Origin of the sequence: Luteimonas flava (genome assembly GCF_036584485.1) — a bacterium.
In the GTDB taxonomy this organism is placed as follows: Bacteria; Pseudomonadota; Gammaproteobacteria; order Xanthomonadales; family Xanthomonadaceae; genus Luteimonas; species Luteimonas flava.
Map to the genome: position 1 here is coordinate 446,231 of NZ_JAZHBM010000002.1, position 15,803 is coordinate 462,033.

The 15,803-nt window shown below is 67.1% G+C and carries 13 protein-coding genes and 1 tRNA gene; 5 read left to right on the forward strand and 9 right to left on the reverse strand.

Annotation, left to right across the window (positions count from 1 at the left end; translation table 11 throughout):
• Nucleotides 1-247 precede the first annotated feature (247 nt).
• On the forward strand, nucleotides 248-1,303 hold the full coding sequence (locus tag V3391_RS09060; protein WP_332078107.1) for a hypothetical protein: 1,056 nt from the start codon (nucleotides 248-250) through the stop codon (nucleotides 1,301-1,303).
• 123 nt (nucleotides 1,304-1,426) lie between these two features.
• The gene (locus V3391_RS09065; RefSeq protein ID WP_332078108.1) at nucleotides 1,427-3,439 is read left to right on the forward strand and encodes a BCCT family transporter; all 2,013 of its coding nucleotides are present in this window, start codon (nucleotides 1,427-1,429) and stop codon (nucleotides 3,437-3,439) included.
• A gap of 1,005 nt (nucleotides 3,440-4,444) precedes the next feature.
• Here V3391_RS09065 and V3391_RS09070 read toward each other — a convergent pair.
• The 7 genes from V3391_RS09070 to V3391_RS09100 all read right to left on the reverse strand — a co-directional run bounded on the left by V3391_RS09070 (nucleotide 4,445) and on the right by V3391_RS09100 (nucleotide 10,945).
• Nucleotides 4,445-5,008 carry a DUF3016 domain-containing protein gene (locus V3391_RS09070; protein WP_332078109.1) on the reverse strand — a complete coding sequence of 188 codons (564 nt, stop codon included), beginning with the start codon at nucleotides 5,006-5,008 and terminating at the stop codon, nucleotides 4,445-4,447.
• A gap of 100 nt (nucleotides 5,009-5,108) precedes the next feature.
• On the reverse strand, nucleotides 5,109-6,452 hold the full coding sequence (locus V3391_RS09075; protein ID WP_332078110.1) for a hypothetical protein: 1,344 nt from the start codon (nucleotides 6,450-6,452) through the stop codon (nucleotides 5,109-5,111).
• Nucleotides 6,453-6,553: 101 nt separating this feature from the next.
• Entirely contained in the window at nucleotides 6,554-7,483 is a 930-nt protein-coding gene (locus V3391_RS09080; protein ID WP_332078111.1) for an ABC transporter ATP-binding protein, read from the reverse strand.
• Nucleotides 7,480-7,869 (reverse strand): GntR family transcriptional regulator, encoded by a 390-nt coding sequence (locus tag V3391_RS09085; protein ID WP_332078112.1) that lies wholly within the window; start codon nucleotides 7,867-7,869, stop codon nucleotides 7,480-7,482. Before V3391_RS09085 ends, V3391_RS09080 begins: the two co-directional genes overlap by 4 nt.
• Before the next feature lie 120 nt (nucleotides 7,870-7,989).
• The gene (locus V3391_RS09090) at nucleotides 7,990-9,204 is read right to left on the reverse strand and encodes an RtcB family protein (protein WP_332078113.1); all 1,215 of its coding nucleotides are present in this window, start codon (nucleotides 9,202-9,204) and stop codon (nucleotides 7,990-7,992) included.
• Between the two features lie 62 nt (nucleotides 9,205-9,266).
• The gene (locus tag V3391_RS09095) at nucleotides 9,267-10,388 is read right to left on the reverse strand and encodes a slipin family protein (protein ID WP_332078718.1); all 1,122 of its coding nucleotides are present in this window, start codon (nucleotides 10,386-10,388) and stop codon (nucleotides 9,267-9,269) included.
• Nucleotides 10,389-10,875: 487 nt separating this feature from the next.
• Nucleotides 10,876-10,945 (reverse strand) — tRNA-OTHER (locus V3391_RS09100).
• A 684-nt stretch (nucleotides 10,946-11,629) separates the two neighbouring features.
• Here V3391_RS09100 and V3391_RS09105 point away from each other — a divergent pair.
• The 3 genes from V3391_RS09105 to V3391_RS09115 all read left to right on the forward strand — a co-directional run bounded on the left by V3391_RS09105 (nucleotide 11,630) and on the right by V3391_RS09115 (nucleotide 14,119).
• On the forward strand, nucleotides 11,630-12,289 hold the full coding sequence (locus V3391_RS09105) for a murein L,D-transpeptidase catalytic domain family protein (protein WP_332078114.1): 660 nt from the start codon (nucleotides 11,630-11,632) through the stop codon (nucleotides 12,287-12,289).
• Nucleotides 12,290-12,367: 78 nt separating this feature from the next.
• On the forward strand, nucleotides 12,368-13,381 hold the full coding sequence (locus tag V3391_RS09110; RefSeq protein ID WP_425497230.1) for a L,D-transpeptidase family protein: 1,014 nt from the start codon (nucleotides 12,368-12,370) through the stop codon (nucleotides 13,379-13,381).
• A 3-nt stretch (nucleotides 13,382-13,384) separates the two neighbouring features.
• Nucleotides 13,385-14,119 carry a M23 family metallopeptidase gene (locus V3391_RS09115; protein ID WP_332078115.1) on the forward strand — a complete coding sequence of 245 codons (735 nt, stop codon included), beginning with the start codon at nucleotides 13,385-13,387 and terminating at the stop codon, nucleotides 14,117-14,119.
• Between the two features lie 96 nt (nucleotides 14,120-14,215).
• On the opposite strand, the gene V3391_RS09120 is transcribed toward V3391_RS09115, so the two are convergent.
• Both V3391_RS09120 and V3391_RS09125 read right to left on the reverse strand, forming a co-directional pair.
• On the reverse strand, nucleotides 14,216-14,728 hold the full coding sequence (locus tag V3391_RS09120) for a fasciclin domain-containing protein (protein WP_332078720.1): 513 nt from the start codon (nucleotides 14,726-14,728) through the stop codon (nucleotides 14,216-14,218).
• 312 nt (nucleotides 14,729-15,040) lie between these two features.
• Nucleotides 15,041-15,724 carry an arylesterase gene (locus V3391_RS09125; protein WP_332078116.1) on the reverse strand — a complete coding sequence of 228 codons (684 nt, stop codon included), beginning with the start codon at nucleotides 15,722-15,724 and terminating at the stop codon, nucleotides 15,041-15,043.
• Between the last annotated feature and the right edge of the window lie 79 nt (nucleotides 15,725-15,803).

Sequence of the window (15,803 nt, forward strand, 5' to 3'; positions counted from 1 at the left end):
CTGCAGACGTTTCGTCCGGCGGATGGAGGCGCGTGCGCGTTGCATATCCATGGACGCGTGAAAACCCCTGTTTTCAAGCCGTTCTCCGCAGTTTTGAAACGTCGCGCGTTTGGGGATTCGTGCAGAAATCGTTAAGATGGCCGGTCTGCATTGCGTTTACGAATCTATCGAGGAGGGCAGACCCGTCGTGATTTCGCGCGGTTTCAAGTGGTTGTTGTGTGGTGTTTTCGTGGCTGCGGCGCCCGCAGTGTCGGCTGAAGATGGCGCCGACGAGACACCCGGTTTCGAACTCGGCGGCGCGGTCCGCTTCAATTACGGGTGGCTCGATTACGGCCCCAGCAGCGGTCCCGAACTCGAACTGTTGCGGGTCGATGCACGCGGCAACGCCGGTCCGGCGTTCTTCTCGCTGCAATACCGCTGGTACGACGGATTCGACGCCGTGCACCACGCCTACGCGGGCTGGAAACTCGAGGACGGCCGCGACGGCGCCACGTCCGACATCCGCGCCGGTATCCAGCAGGTGCCGTTCGGTCTTCTGCCCACCGCCTCGCACAGTTTCTGGTTCGGTTCGGGCTACTACCTCGGCATCGAAGACGATTACGACCTCGGTCTCGTGTGGCAGCGCCAGTCCGGCGCGCACCAGTGGCACGCGGGTGTGTTCGCGGGCGACGAGTACGGCACCGGCGCGAACTTCGACCGCTATTCCTTCGATGTCGCGACGACGGACGATCTGCCCTACCGCGAGCGCGAACGCGGCATCGTGCGTTACGAGCACACGAGCGAAGCCGATGGGTGGGAAACGACCTGGGGCGCATCGGCCTTCGCCGGACGCATCGAGAACCGTTTCGATGGTGGCAAGCACGATCACACCGGCGCCGCCGTGCACGGGCAGTGGGTGCGCGGTCCGCTGACGCTGCAGGCGCAGTGGGCGCGCTACCGCTACGACAATCCGGAATCGCGCATCGCGATGTCGGCTTTCATGTTCCCGTTCGAGATCGCCTCGCAGGCCGACGTGCCGACGTTCAACGTCGCCTACGACGTGCAGCGCACCGGCTGGTTCGACAGCATCACCTGCTACAACAACGCCAGCGCGACCCTGCCGGTCGGCAACGATCCCGGGCTGCGCGATTCGATCCAGAACGTCACCGGCTGCAGCTTCGGCAAGGGCGTGATGCTGACCTATGTCGACTGGATCGCCGGCAAGAACATGTGGTTCGCCGGCGGCCCCGGCATCGGCGTGCGCGATCCGGCCAACGACGGCTGGCACTCGCGGCTCAACGTCAACGTCGGCTTCTACTTCTGATCCACGGCCGGGCGCTGCCCGGCCGCATCGATACGCCGCCGGTCGCCGGCGGTTTCACCTGGACGCGGCTGCTTCTGATCCACGCTGTCACCGCGCTGTCGCGTCCTGTCATGAGGACTTTCCATGAACGATCCCACCGTGCGTCCGGACACTGATCCGGCCGCGCCGCCAGAACGCTGGCACTCGCGCATTCTTGGTCCCGTGTTCTATCCCTCGGCGCTGATCGTGCTGGCGCTGATCGTGATGTCGTTCATCGCCCCCGAGGCGATGGAATCGATGTTCGGCCATGCCAAGACCTGGGTCGCCGACGAGGCGGGCTGGTTCACCGTGCTGACGGTCGCCGGCTTCCTGGTCTTCATCGTCGGCATCGCGATCAGCGGCTTCGGTCGCCTGAAACTCGGCCCCGACCACAGCAGTCCCGATTACAGCTATGCGACCTGGTTCGCGATGCTGTTCGCCGCCGGCATGGGCATCGGCCTGATGTTCTTCGGTGTCGCCGAACCGATCATGCATTACGCCGAACCGCCGGTCGGCGATGCGCAGACGGTCGCCGCCGCGCGACAGGCGATGCGCATCACGTTCTTCCACTGGGGCATCCACGCGTGGGCGATCTACGCGGTGGTCGCGCTGTCGCTGGCGTACTTCGCGTATCGCCACGGCCTGCCGCTGCGCATCCGCTCGTCGCTGTATCCGCTGATCGGCGATCGCATCCATGGCCCGATCGGCCACGCGGTCGACACCTTCGCCGTGCTCGGCACGATCTTCGGCCTGGCGACCTCGCTGGGTCTGGGCGTGATCCAGATCAACGCCGGTCTGAACTACCTGTTCGATACGCCGGTCGGCACGACGACGCAGGTGATCCTGATCAGCTTGATCACGCTGATCGCGACCGGTTCGGTCGTCAGCGGTCTGGACAAGGGCGTGCGCCGTCTGTCCGAGCTCAACATGATCATGGCGGTGGCGCTGCTGGCGTTCGTGCTGATCGCCGGCCCGACGGTCTATCTGATGCAGACCTTCGTGCAGAACACCGGCATGTACATCTCGAACGTGTTCGCGATGACGTTCAACCTCTACGCCTACGAATCCCGCGGCACCTGGCTGGGCGGCTGGACGCTGTTCTACTGGGGGTGGTGGATCGCCTGGTCCCCGTTCGTCGGCATGTTCATCGCGCGCATCTCGCGTGGCCGCACGATCCGCGAGTTCGTCATCGGCGTGCTGCTGGTGCCGCTGGGCTTCACCTTCCTGTGGATGACGATCTACGGCAACACCGCGCTGCACATGGTGATGGTCGACGGGGCAACGCAGCTCGTCGACGCGGTGGCGGCCGACAGTTCGGTCGCGATCTTCCAGTTCCTCGAGAACCTGCCGTTCTCGACGATCACGTCCGGCCTGGCGACCGCACTGGTGGTGATCTTCTTCGTGACCTCGTCCGACTCCGGCTCGCTGGTGATCGACATGCTCACGACGAAGGGCGAAGAGGAGTCGCCGGTGTGGCAGCGCATCTTCTGGGCGCTGGCCGAGGGCATCGTCGCGATCGCACTGCTGCTCGCCGGTGGTCTGGCCGCGCTGCAGGCGGCGACGATCGCCTCCGCGTTGCCGTTCACCGTGGTCATGATCCTGATGTGCTGGGGCATGGTGCGGGCGATGCGTCTGGAAGTGGTCAAGCGCACGAGCCTGCGCGACGCACGCGTCGCACCTGTCGGAATCGGCGCGGGCGGCGACTGGAAGGCCCGTCTGCGCTCGCTCGCGCATCATCCGATGCAGAAGGAAGTGCTTACATTCCTGCAGACGCAGGTCAGACCCGCGTTCGAGGACGTGGCCGCGGAGCTGCGCAAGCAGAACCTCGAAGTCGCGGTCGAGGAAGGCGACGACGGCCGTGTCTGGCTGCAGGTCGGTCACGGCGAGGAGATGGACTTCTTCTACTCCGTGCGCCCCGTGCCGTACGAGCCGCCGAGCTTCATGTTCGAAGATCCGCGCCGTCGCCGGAAGGAGACCGACCGCTTCTACCGCGGCGAGGTCCATCTGCGCGAAGGCGGCCAGGATTACGACGTGATGGGCTGGCGCAAGGACGAGCTGATCCACGACGTGCTCGACCAGTACCAGCGGCATATCCACTTCCTCAACGTCGTGCGTTGAGAACGCACCGCCTCCGGTGCGTATGCATCGAAGGCGGTGACTGACGCGGTGACATCACGCGTCAGGTGGATCTGATGAGAAAGGCCGCGTGTTCGCACGCGGCCTTTTCTTTTTGAATTCGACGGATGCTGAGCCGTCGGCTTGCTCTGCTTCCGCTTTGTGTCTTGTGCTTTGGTTTTGGCCTTGGCCTCTAGCTTTTGACTTGAATCGAGCTGTAAAGCGAGCCGAGCATCGCAGGGCGGCGGGGTCGAAGAGCAGCCCATGTCTGAGCGCAGCGAGTTTGGGCTGCGTGCCCCGCTGCCCGAGAAGCGCAGGGGACCACCGCGGCTGTATCGCGGCGGATCGCGTCCGGCGAAGGGACCTTTTGGTTCCTTCTGGGTCCATCCAAAAGGGACTCGCACGCGCAGCGGGCGAAAGCCCTGCACTTGCTCCGGCTTCTTTGCTCGTCGCTTTGCGACTTTGATTCTTCGGCTTGAGGGAGACGAATGAACGCCGAGAGAGAAGATCAAAGACAGGGCTTCCGCGCTGTCGCGCGGCTCACTTTTGTCTTGGCAAAAGTAAGCAAAACCGTCTTCGCCGGACGCAAGCCGATGCGATGAAGCCGCATCGGTTCCCTCCGCTCCTCGCCTGACGCGGCACGCAGCCCAAACTCGCTGCGCTCAGACATGGGCTGCTCTTCGGCCACGTCAGGCTCCGGTGCTCGGCTCGCTCTACGGCTCGATTCAAAAGCGAACAGCCAAAGCCGAAGCCAAAGCCAAAGCCAAAGCCGAAACGGAAGCGGAAGCCGAACGAAACCGGAGTGCGTGCCGGCGTCACATCCAGAGTGAATAGAAGAGGACGCGCGAACCGCGGCTGACGTAGCCGAACGCGCGGAGATCACGACGCGGACAATCCGGTCGCGAGGCGCCTGGCGCTCGAGCGAAGCGCATCCTCATCGCCAGAACGGGCGATGCGCGCGCAACAAAAAAGCCGCGCAATCGCGCGGCTTCTTCAAGTCCACAGACCTCAGCGCTGCGCGATCGCAGGCCGCAGATCGCGTCGCAGCCAGTCGTCGATCAGCTGCTTCTCGTAACGCAGCGCATCGCTGTTCATCGCGGATCCCGCGCGGTTGAGAAAGCCCATGTCGCGCAGCTCGCGCGGGCCTTCGGCGATCACGGTGCCGTCAGCGTCGCGCAGCACGAAATCGAGATCGATCCGTGGCGGGTAATGGTCCTTGATGATGCGCACGTGGTCGAAGCGCGGGCCGTTCCACGGCTCATACATGCCGGCGCGGCGGATGTCGCGGATGGTCACGTCGAGCGTGCTGCCGGCCGGCAGCTCGCGCTCCGCGCGCTGGCGCACGTAACGGGCGATCTGCTCGACCCAGTCGCCGCGACGCGCTTCCCAGCGATTGCCGCTGAGGCGGATGTCGGAGAACGCTTCGGGATCCGTCCACTGCACCGCGACAGGGCTGTCGCCGGTCAGGCTGCGTGGCAGCTCCGGATCGGTGACGTCGTTGCCGGCGAGCGCCGGCATCGCGAGGGCGCTCAGCGCGGCGGCGAGCAACAGGGGCAGGGATCGGCGATTCATCGCGGGTACTCCCGACTGCGGGCGATGCGCGCAGGATGGATGACTGGAGTTCGATCATGCGCCGGGTGGGCTTAACCGGCAATCAAAGGATCCGGGCGGTTCAGTCCAGCAGAAACGCGTGTGGGCTCGCGCGGAAGCGTCGCAGCGAAACGCGTGCAGCCATCAGATAGGTCGCCGTCAGCGTGATCCAGAGCGCTGCCCAGACAGCAGGGGACGATTCCACAGGAAGCGGGATCACGGCGACCATCGCCGACGCGATTCCAGCGATCAGCAGCGGCAGCAGGATGAAGAATGTACGCATGCTTGCGACGTCCATCCGGGTGAGCGCGATCGCGCACAGCAGCACGCCGCTGGCACAAGTGCCGGCCAGTACACCCAGCAGGAGCACGACATGCGGCCAGGTGATGCCGCGGATCCAGGCCAGAAGCAACACGCCTGCGAGCGCGAACAGCATCAACTGCCCGAGCCGGACCATGACGCTGCGCTGCAGTCGCGTGGCGGCTTCGGCCGGCGTGCCCAGTCCCGGCAACAGCGCCAACTCGGCCAGTTCACCTGAGACGCGACGACGTTGCCGGTCCAGCCGGAGGGCCAGCGTCCAGCCACCGGCGAACAGTCCGACCAGCCCGCCGATCAGCAGCGCGTCGCGCACCATCGGCGTGTCGCCGCGGAACGGAATCACCAGCACCGCGATGACGCAGAGCGCCAGCAGCGCCCACTGCTTCAGGACCGCGCGCCGCGCGACGTATCCCATCGGTCCGGCCAACAGCGTGTCGATCGCCGCGCGCGGCGCGTGTGGCCCGGCGTGCTCCGGTCGAGGCAACGCGACCAGCCAGCCCTGGTGGACGTGCGGCGCATCGGGGCTTGCGGCGATCTTCGAGTCGGTCCACGCCACCATGCCGCCGGGCGCCTGCAACATCACCGGACGACGCCAGGCAGGAATGTCCGCCGGGTCGGACGTTCGCATGATCGAGCGGACGCACGCGGCCAGCACCAGGACGCCGAGGACGGCGGCCGCCAGCAGATGCGGGGTGCCCATCGGCGGCAGGACGCTTGCCAGCACCCGCGACAGCCCCGGCAGGGTCAGCAGGGCCACTGCGGCAGGCCAGGGCAGCACCGCGAACAACAGGCCGCCGAACATGCCCAGCGCCGCCGCACCCAACGCGGTTGCAAGGGGGACACCCAGCGCGAGCAGGAGCGAGGCCGGCAGCAACAGGGTCACAACGGCGGCGCCTGCCAGTGCAGACAGCACTGCAACCGTGATTCCGGGCGTGCGCAGACCGGCGGCCTGCGACTGCATCAGCAGCAGGCGTGAGAGCCAGCCGCCCCAGATCGAGAAATTGGCAATCAGGACGAAGAACGCCAGCCCGTTGGCGCGTGAGGCTGCGTCGTCGGACGGAACGAGAACGCCCAGCAGGGCGGCCGACGCCAGCAGCACGACGTACACCGCGAGCATCCAGAACCGGTGACGCAGCGTGGTGCAGGCGCGCAGCGCGGCGATCGCCGGTCCCACGCCGGTGGACCCCGGCTTCGGCATCACGGCGGCGTTCATGCCGACACCTCGATGAAGAGATCCTCCAGCGGCAGCGCTTCGGCGCGGACGCCGGGCACCTGGAGCAGGTCGGGCCAGGGCGCGTCTTCACCGCGCAACACCGTGATCGACAGGCCTCCGTAGGGATGCGGCCGTCGCGACACTTCGCCGGGCACATCCTCGCGCAGCTGCACTGCAACTGCCTCGGGCACGTGCAGGCGCAGATTGCGTTCCTTGAGGCTGTCGAGTTCGCTGTGCAGCAGTAATTCGCCCGCGTGCAGGAACGCGACGTGCGAGGCCACGCGTTCGAGGTCGGACATGATGTGGGTCGAGAACAGCACCGTGGTGCCGGACTCGCCGGCGCGCGATGCGATCTCGCGCAGCAGTTCGCGGCGGCCGACGGGATCGAGCGCCGATGCGGGTTCGTCGAGCACCAGCAGTTCCGGACGCGGCGCGAGCGCGCGCAGGATCGCGACGCGTTGTCGCTCACCGGGTGAGAGTTTGGCCAGCACGCGGTTGCGGGGCAGCTGCCAGCGTTCCAGGGTGGCGTCGACGTAGGCGGCATCCCAGCGCGGATAGAAGCGGCCGATGAAATCCAGCATCTCGCCGACCTGCAGCCACGCCATCGCCTCGGGCTGCTGCGGCACATAGCCGAGCCGCTGCTTGATCGCATCGGTCAGGCGCAGGGCCGGCACACCCCAGACGGTCGCGTGGCCGGCGTCGGGTTCGATCAGACCGAGCATCGCGCGGATCAGCGTGCTCTTGCCGGCGCCGTTGCGGCCGATCAGGCCGAGAACCGTGCCCGGCTCGATGGTCAGAGACACGCCCTTGAGCACGTTCTCGTGATCGTACTGTTTGATCAGGCCGTCCGCCGCGAGCGGGGCAGCAGCGCCGAACGCAACCGGCGTGGCGACAGCGGAGATGGAACGGTCGAGTATCGCGTTCATGGCAGGTCTTCCTTGAGTCGGGACTTGAGCCGGTCGAGCAGCGCCCCGGCCGGCAGTTCGAGTTCGCGCGCCTGGCGTGCCAGCGCGTCGAGTGCGGGATCGATCAGCGCCCAGCGCGCGGCAAGATCGGGTGGCGCGGCGAGATCGGCGACGACCATCCCCTTGCCGCGCAGCCGCAGCAGCACGCCTTCGGCTTCGAGCTGGCTGTAGGCCTTGGACACGGTCATCGGGTTGATCGCGTGCAGCCCGGCCACATCGCGGACCGAGGGCAGGGTCTCGCCAGGTCGCAGCACCCCGCCCGCGACCAGCCGCCGGATCTGACCGGTGATCTGCCGGTACAGCGGCTCGGCGGCATTGGGCTGGATCGAGAGCAGGCTTGCGTCCATGTGTATCAATACAACAATACACTTTGCCCGGTGTCAAGCGCGGCCGTGCGGCGCCGACGCACCCGCAAAAAAAAGGGCCGCTCCAACCGGAGCGGCCCTGGCGCGACATCGCGTGCCGTATCAGCCCTTCACACACACGACCTGCCGAAGCGTGTGCACGATTTCCACCAGGTCGGACTGCGCGGCCATGACCGCCTCGATGTCCTTGTAGGCAGCCGGTGATTCGTCGACCACTGCCGCATCCTTTCGGCATTCGACGTGCGCGGTCGCCTCCCGGTGCTGCGCCAGCGTGATCTGCTGGCGCGCCGCGGTGCGACTCATGGCACGGCCGGCCCCGTGGCTGCAGCTGTGGAAGCTGTCCGCGTTGCCGAGCCCGCGCACGATGAAGCTCTTCGCGCCCATGCTGCCGGGAATGATGCCGAGCTCGCCGGCCTTCGCGCTCACCGCGCCCTTGCGGGTCACGTACAGATCCTGGCCCGCGTGGGTCTCTTTCTCGACGTAGTTGTGGTGGCAGTTCACCGCCATCTTCTCGAGCTGGAACTTCGGCAGACGGTGGCGCAGTTCGGCGAGCACCCGCGCCATCATGACCTCGCGGTTCTCGCGGGCGTAGTCCTGCGCCCAGGAAACGGCTTCCACGTAGTCGTCGAACAGCGGCTCGCCTTCCATGAAGAACGCGAGGTCCCTGTCGGGCAGATGGAAACCCAGGACGCGATGCGCCAACTGCTGGCGCGCCTGCTCGATGAAGTAGGTGCCGATCAGATTGCCGGTGCCGCGCGATCCCGAGTGCAGCATCACCCAGACGGCGTCCGTTTCGTCGAGGCACAGCTCGATGAAATGGTTGCCGCCGCCGAGCGTGCCGGTCTGGCAGCCCAGCTTGTCGGTGCGCACCTTGCGGTGCTTCTGCTTGATCACGTCGAGCCGCTCCACCAGCCCCGACTGCGCGATGCGCGTGGCGATGCCGTCGGGCAGTTTCCAGTGCTCGCCACCACGGCCGTTGCCGACCGGCACCGAACGCTCGATGCCCGCGCGGATCTGCGCGAGGCTGTCGGGCAGGTCGTTCGCGCGCAGCGTGGTCCGCACCGCGGCCATGCCGCAGCCGATGTCGACCCCTACCGCGGCCGGAATGATCGCGCCGCGGGTCGGTATCACCGAACCCACGGTCGCGCCCTTGCCGAGATGCACGTCCGGCATCACCGCGACCCAAGGCCCCACGAACGGGATCGATGCGATGTTGCGCAGCTGGTCGTGCGCCCGGTCTTCCAGCGGCACGCCGCGCACCCAGCCCTTGATCGGCGTAGCACCCTCGGCATGCAGAAACTCGTATCGCGTGTTCATGCTTCTTTCCTTCTCGTTCCATCGAAATCCGCGCGACGCGTCCGTGCGCCGCGCGGGGTGAACTACTTCATCGTCACCAGTTGCTTCAGCACGCCGTCCAGGCCGCCGAACACGGTGAGCTTGTCGATCTTCTCGGTGACCTTCTCCAGCGCCTCGAGCTCCTTGAGTCGCATGAGCGTCGGGCTCTCCTCCACGAGCTTCGCGGTGTTGAGCAGGGAACGCGTGGCGTTCGCCTCCTCGCGACGGCGGATCACGTTGGCCTGGGCCGCCTTCTCCGCCTGCACGACGCCGTTGAGGATCTCCTTCATCTCACCCGGCAGGATCACGTCCTTGACGCCTACGCCGAGCACTTCGACGCCGAGTCCGCCGACCTGGCCGCGCACGTACGCGAAGATGTCGGCATCGAGCGAGGCCTTGTCGCCGAGCAGTTCGTCGAGCGTCCTCGACGCGACCACCTTGCGCAGGCCGTACTGCAGCTCGCGATACAGGTGCTCGCCGAACTTCGCCACCTTCGTGCGCGCGGCGACCGGGTCGGTCACGCGCATGCTGGCGGCGAGGTTCACGCGCAACGACACCCTGTCGCGCGTGAGAAGTTCCTGGCCCGACACTTCCACCGACTGCACGCGCAGCTCGATCACCTCGGCGGTCACGTTCTTCTGGAAGTTCCAGAAGGCGTAGGCGCCCGGGCCCAGCGTGTCGAGCAGTTGGCCGTCCACGAACACCAGGCCGGCCGATTCCGCCGGCACGTCCAGCACGACCGCGACCTTCGACAGTGAGCCGAGCTGGCGCAGGCGGCGCATGACGTCCGCGCGCACGGCGAGGCCGTCGGCGAGCGACACGCGCTCGACGGCGATCTCGACCAGACCGCGCCAGTACAGGCGGCGCGAACCGGGCGGCAGCACGTCTTCCAGTTTTCCGCGCTTGGACACCAGACCGACTTCGTCGGCACCGATGTCGGCCTGCACGAAGTCCGCGTGCAGCGCCGGCCCCAATCGGGCGATCAACGCGTCGACGTCGTGACCGGCATACTCCGGCGCTGCAATGTCGAACGTGCGCACTTCGATCCGCTTGAGGGGATCGAACATGCGATGTATGCCGGGTCCGAGCACACGCTCGAACTGACGGTTGCGATACACCAGGCCGCGCTCGCCGTCACCGATTACGACCCGCCTGGTCCAGAACATGCTGTGTATGGTCACGGCACTCTCTCCTTGTTTTCTTGGCGCTGGTGGTCCGATCCGTCGAGTGGTGCCGCCGCGGTGGATCGGATCCCGCGACGGCCATTCGTGCACATCGCACCGGATGCGCGCGATGGAGCGGAGCGAACTCCGCGAAGAAGGTGGACACGGCCCTGGCAGCGCCGTCGCGGAGCGTGCGTGCTCCCGGCGCGGAGACACGGTCCGGACGCCTGCGCCGCGACGGAGTGCGGTTGCGTGCGTTGCGAACCGGTCCGCGCGCCTCGAGGACGCGGGCCCGGCGACGGGTCTGCTGCGGTGGTCCCGGCATGGCGACACGCCGAAGCGTGTCGAGGACCGCACGCCGCGCAGACCGTGTCCTGGTGTGGAACTCGCGTTCCGATGTCATGACGTGACAGGTCATGGTGCTTGGAGCGGGAGTCGAACCCGCGACACCCGGTTGACTAGACCGATGCTCTCCCTCTGAGCTATCCAGTGGTGGACGAACCGGATTCGAACCGGTGACCTTCGGCTTGCGCCGCTGCTCTCCCTCTGAGCTATCGCCCGCTTCCGGTCCATCGCCTCGCACGCGCCGGCATACGCCGCGGCAGAGCCGTGCGCACCGGATGGACTGCAATCCATACCGCTGGCCCGTGGTCGTCGATGTGCCGATCGATGCCATACGACATCGATTCCTGACGCAGGACCGAACTTGTCCGCCGCCCGTGCCCGGCATCGGGGCACAGCGTTCCACGCCATTTACTGGCGAACGCCTCGCAGCTGGATTCCCATAATCGGAACCTGGATTCCGGATGCCTCGGGAAGATAATGTCGGTCCTGCGGATTCATTGAGCTCGCTTTTGCGAACGCGCAAACGAAAAACGCCCCCGGCTGTGTGTCCGAGGGCGTTCGCGTGCCTCGGAGATCGGGGTGGCCGATCTCCATGGACGTGGAGATCAGTCGGGAATACGGTCCAGTCCGGCCTGCAGTGCAGGCTTCGCGCACGCTTCCGCTGCGCGCTGGAAGCGCGGGTGGCGAAGCATGAGGGTGTGTGCGCGTGCGGTTTTCATGGGAGGTCCGTTGGAGAACGTTCCGGTTTGAAGGATCGGCGCGCACGATACATCGACTTTATCGGCCGTGCAAGGTTAATCGGAAAATAATCCCGCGAGCCGATGAGCGGTCGAATATCGGGAAGCAGCGGAAGGCGCGTGTTGACGCACCGCGCGGGGTCGGCGCGTTAGGCTCCGACCATGTACGCACGTCGTCTCACTCCAATCTGGTTGGTCGGCCTGCTGGCTTGCTCCGCCGTGCAGGCTGCCGACGCCACGCTCGAAACCCTGTCCGCCGCCGCGCCTGCGCTCGATCGCAACGTGCTGTCGCTCGCGCTCGATGCGCGCGCGTGTGCGGCGCGCGATCACGAGGTCGGACGCCGGCTGGCGGTGATCGACTACTCGCGTCCGTCGACCGACGTGCGCATGTGGATCTTCGACGTGCAGACCGGGCGCCTGTTGCATGCCGAGCATGTCGCGCATGGACGCGGCAGCGGCGACAACGTACCGACCGAGTTCTCCGACGTCGAGGGCAGTTACCAGTCGAGCCTGGGCCTGTTCGCGACGGCCGAGACCTACACCGGACAGAACGGCTATTCGCTGCGCATGGACGGACTCGAACCCGGCATCAACGGGCGTGCGCGCGAGCGGCTGATCGTCATGCACGGCGCCGATTACGTGGATCCCGTGCAAGCGCGTCGGCAGGGCCGGCTCGGCCGCAGCTGGGGGTGTCCTGCGGTGCGCGACGAAGTGGCGCAGGCGGTGATCGACGATCTCAAGGGCGGCCAGCTGCTGTTCGCCTACGCCAACGATCCGACGTGGCGGCGCGACTCGAAGCTGCTGCGCTGCCCGGCGCGCTGAACGCTTTGGGTGGGGCTTCACGCGGCTGGCGCGCGCGCGCCGTGAGGATGCGGCGTCTCGAGCCCAAGGAACGACGCCATGCCCGCCCACTGGATCCGCACTGCCCGCGCACCTGTCTGCGCATTCGCCATGCTGCTGGTCGCCGCGCCCGCATTCGCGCGGGACGCGCCCGCACGCGATGACACGGCGCAGAGCGCCGAAGCGTCCTCGGCGCTGACCGCCGAGTCGGTCAACGCAGCGGACATGGACGCCGGCGATGCGGCGATGCTGCGCACCCAGGTGCTGCTCGATCGTGTGCATTTCTCGCCGGGCGAGATCGACGCACGCGGCGGTACCAACACCACACGTGCGATTGCCGCGTTCCAGCGCTTTCGCGGCATCGAGGCGACCGGCGAACTCGATGCGCGCACCTGGGATGCATTGACCGGCGACGCTGCGCCCGCGCTGCTCGCGCATACGCTGACGGCCGAAGATGTCGCCGGCCCGTTCGTCGCGGTGCCCGACGACATGATGGCGCAGTCGAAGCAGGACGCCCTGGGGTTCGAGAACGTCGTCGAAGCACTCGGCGAACGCTTCCATGCGTCGCCCGCGCTGCTGCGCCGGCTCAATCCCGGCAGCGACTTCAAGGCCGGCACGCGCATCGTCGTGCCGAACGTCGCCGAGGCCGCGCCGCTGGCCGAGCCTGCGCGCGTGGTCGTGAGCAAGTCGGATTCCGTCGTGCGTCTGGTCGATGCCGGCGGCAAGGTCTACGCGCAGTTCCCCGCGTCCACCGGCACCGAGCGCGATCCACTGCCGATCGGCGAGTGGAAGATCGAAGGCGTCGCGATGGATCCGACCTTCCACTACAACCCGGACCTGTTCTGGGATGCCGATCCTTCGCACGCGAAGGCCGCGTTGCCGGCCGGTCCGAACAATCCGGTCGGGACGGTGTGGATCGACCTGTCGAAGCCGCATTACGGCATCCACGGCACGCCCGAGCCGCAGAACATCGGCAAGACCCAGTCGCACGGCTGCATCCGCATGACCAACTGGAGCGCGCGTCGCGTCGCCGAGGTGGTCAAGCCGGGCACGGTTGCGCTGCTCGAGGAGTAAGCCATGAAACGGCCGGGAACCTGGATCGCGTTGATTGCGGTGCTGCTGCTGGCCAATGTCGCGTGGTTCTTCTGGCAGGGCGGACCGCTGTTCGAGCGGGGCGTGAGCCGGGTGGATGACGCGGTGGAAGCGCCGCCTGCGCAGACGGGTCAGAGCGATGTGGCGGACCGGGTTGCGTCTCCACCGGCGACTGCGGCGGTGATCGACGCGCCGGCCGCGACGCCGCCGCCAAGTCAGCCGAAAACGCATCTCACCGTTGCACCCGTCGTCGATGCAGAGACGCCCGAAGGTCTCTTGCTGCCGGTACAGGGCATCGCGATCACCGACATCCACGACACGTTCGGCGATGCGCGTGGCAGCGAGCGCCAGCACGAAGCGCTCGACATCATGGCGCCGGCCGGTATGCCGGTGCTCGCGGTCGCCGACGGTACGATCGAGAAACTCTTCACCAGCGATCGCGGTGGATTGACGATCTACCAGTTCGAGCCCAGCGGACAGTTTTCGTACTACTACGCGCATCTGCAGGCCTACGCGCCGGGCCTCGCGGAAGGTGCGACGGTGAAGCGCGGCGATGTGCTGGGCACGGTCGGCAGCACCGGCAATGCCGATCCTGCCGCGCCGCATCTGCATTTCGCGATCTTCCGGCTGACGCCTGAAAAACAGTGGTGGACCGGGACGCCCGTCAATCCGTATCCACTGCTGCGTGCGGCGGACGGGACGGCCGCACCCTCCCGATAAGCCACACCGATCGCGCAGAAAAAAAAGGCGGCCCGAAGGCCGCCTTTTCCATGGCTGCGAAACGGAACGCCCGTTTCGCACTCCGTGCGTCCGCCGTTACGGCATCAGCACCGTGTCGATCACGTGGATCACGCCATTGCTCTGACGCACGTCGGCCGTGGTCACGCGGGCCACGTCGCCCTTGGCATCGGTCAGCGTGACGGTGTCGCCGTCGAGTTTCGCAGTCAGCTCGGCGCCTTCCACGGTCTTGAGCTTGGCGCTGCCGCCACCGGCCTGGATCTGCTGGACCAGCGCCGCCGCATCGACGTTGCCGGGTACCACGTGGTAGGTCAGCACCTTGGTCAGGTCGGACTTCATCTCCGGCTTCAGCAGGCCGTCGACGGCGCCGGCCGGCAGCTTTTCGAACGCGGCGTTGGTCGGCGCGAACACGGTGAACGGACCCGGGCCCTTCAGCGTGTCGGCGAGACCGGCGGCCTGCACCGCGGCGACCAGCGTCGTGTGGTCCTTGGACGTCGCGGCATTGGTGACGATGTCGCGGTCGGCGAACATCGGCGCGCCGCCGACCATCGGGTTGTCGGTCTGCGCGGTGGCATCGGCTTCGGCAGACATCGCCGGATCCGTGGCGGTGGCGACCGGCGGTGCGGTGACCGGCGCTTCGGCAGGCGGCGGCGTCGTGGCGGCGGTGGAATCGGTGGCGGCGTCCTTCTGGCATGCAGTGAGGGCAGCGATCGAGGCGAGCAGCATCGTGGCGAGCAGGGTGCGCTTCATGGTGGTTTCTCTCAAAGTCGTCCGGAGACGGTGAGGTGACCCGCCGCACGATGCGACGGATTCACCTCTCTCTACGCGCACCGGAGGCCCACTGGATGCATCACGCGATCCTTACATTTGCGGCGTCGCGAGCCGCCTGCGGCACCTGCCCGTTCAGTCCAGCAGCGGCTGCAGCGCGGGCCACACGTGGTCGAGCAGTTGCCCCTGCACCGCCGCGGTCGGGTGCAGGTTGTCGTCCTGGAAATTCGCGCGATCGCTGGCGATCGGCTCGAGCAGGAACGGCAGCAGGGCGGTGTCGAAGGTCTTCGCCAGCAGACGGTAGTTGGCCTCGAAGCCGCGGGTGTAGTCGGCGCCCAGATTCGGCGGCATGCGCATGCCGACCAGCAGGACCTTGGCGCCCACGTGCTGGGATGCCCCGATCATCCGCGCGAGATTGCGCCGCGCATCGGCCAGCGGCAGGCCGCGCAGGCCGTCGTTGGCGCCGAGCGCGATGATCACGATGTCGGGCTGCTCGCGGACCACCGTCGCCGCGATCCGCGACGCGCCACCCGCACTGGTCTCGCCGGAGATGCTCGCGTTGACCACGCGCCAGCCAGGCGCCTCGCGCTGCAGGCGCTGCTGCAGCAGCGACACCCAGCCTTCGCCAGCGGACATGCCGTAGCCCGCGGAGAGTGAATCACCCATGACCAGAAGGGTCTTCGCGTCGCCGGCGGGCGGCGCTGCAGGCGACGCCGACTGCGCCTGTGCTAGAACGGGCAGGGCCAGCAGGCACGCCATCATCCAGCGCATCCACCGCGCTTGCATCGGGCGGCGCGCGGCCGCAGGTCCCTCAGTCATTCCCACATCTCCGGTCGGTCCGGCGACGCCGCTGCTTGGCGACGCGCGCGGCGCTGGTTCGAAACATCGAAGGATATCT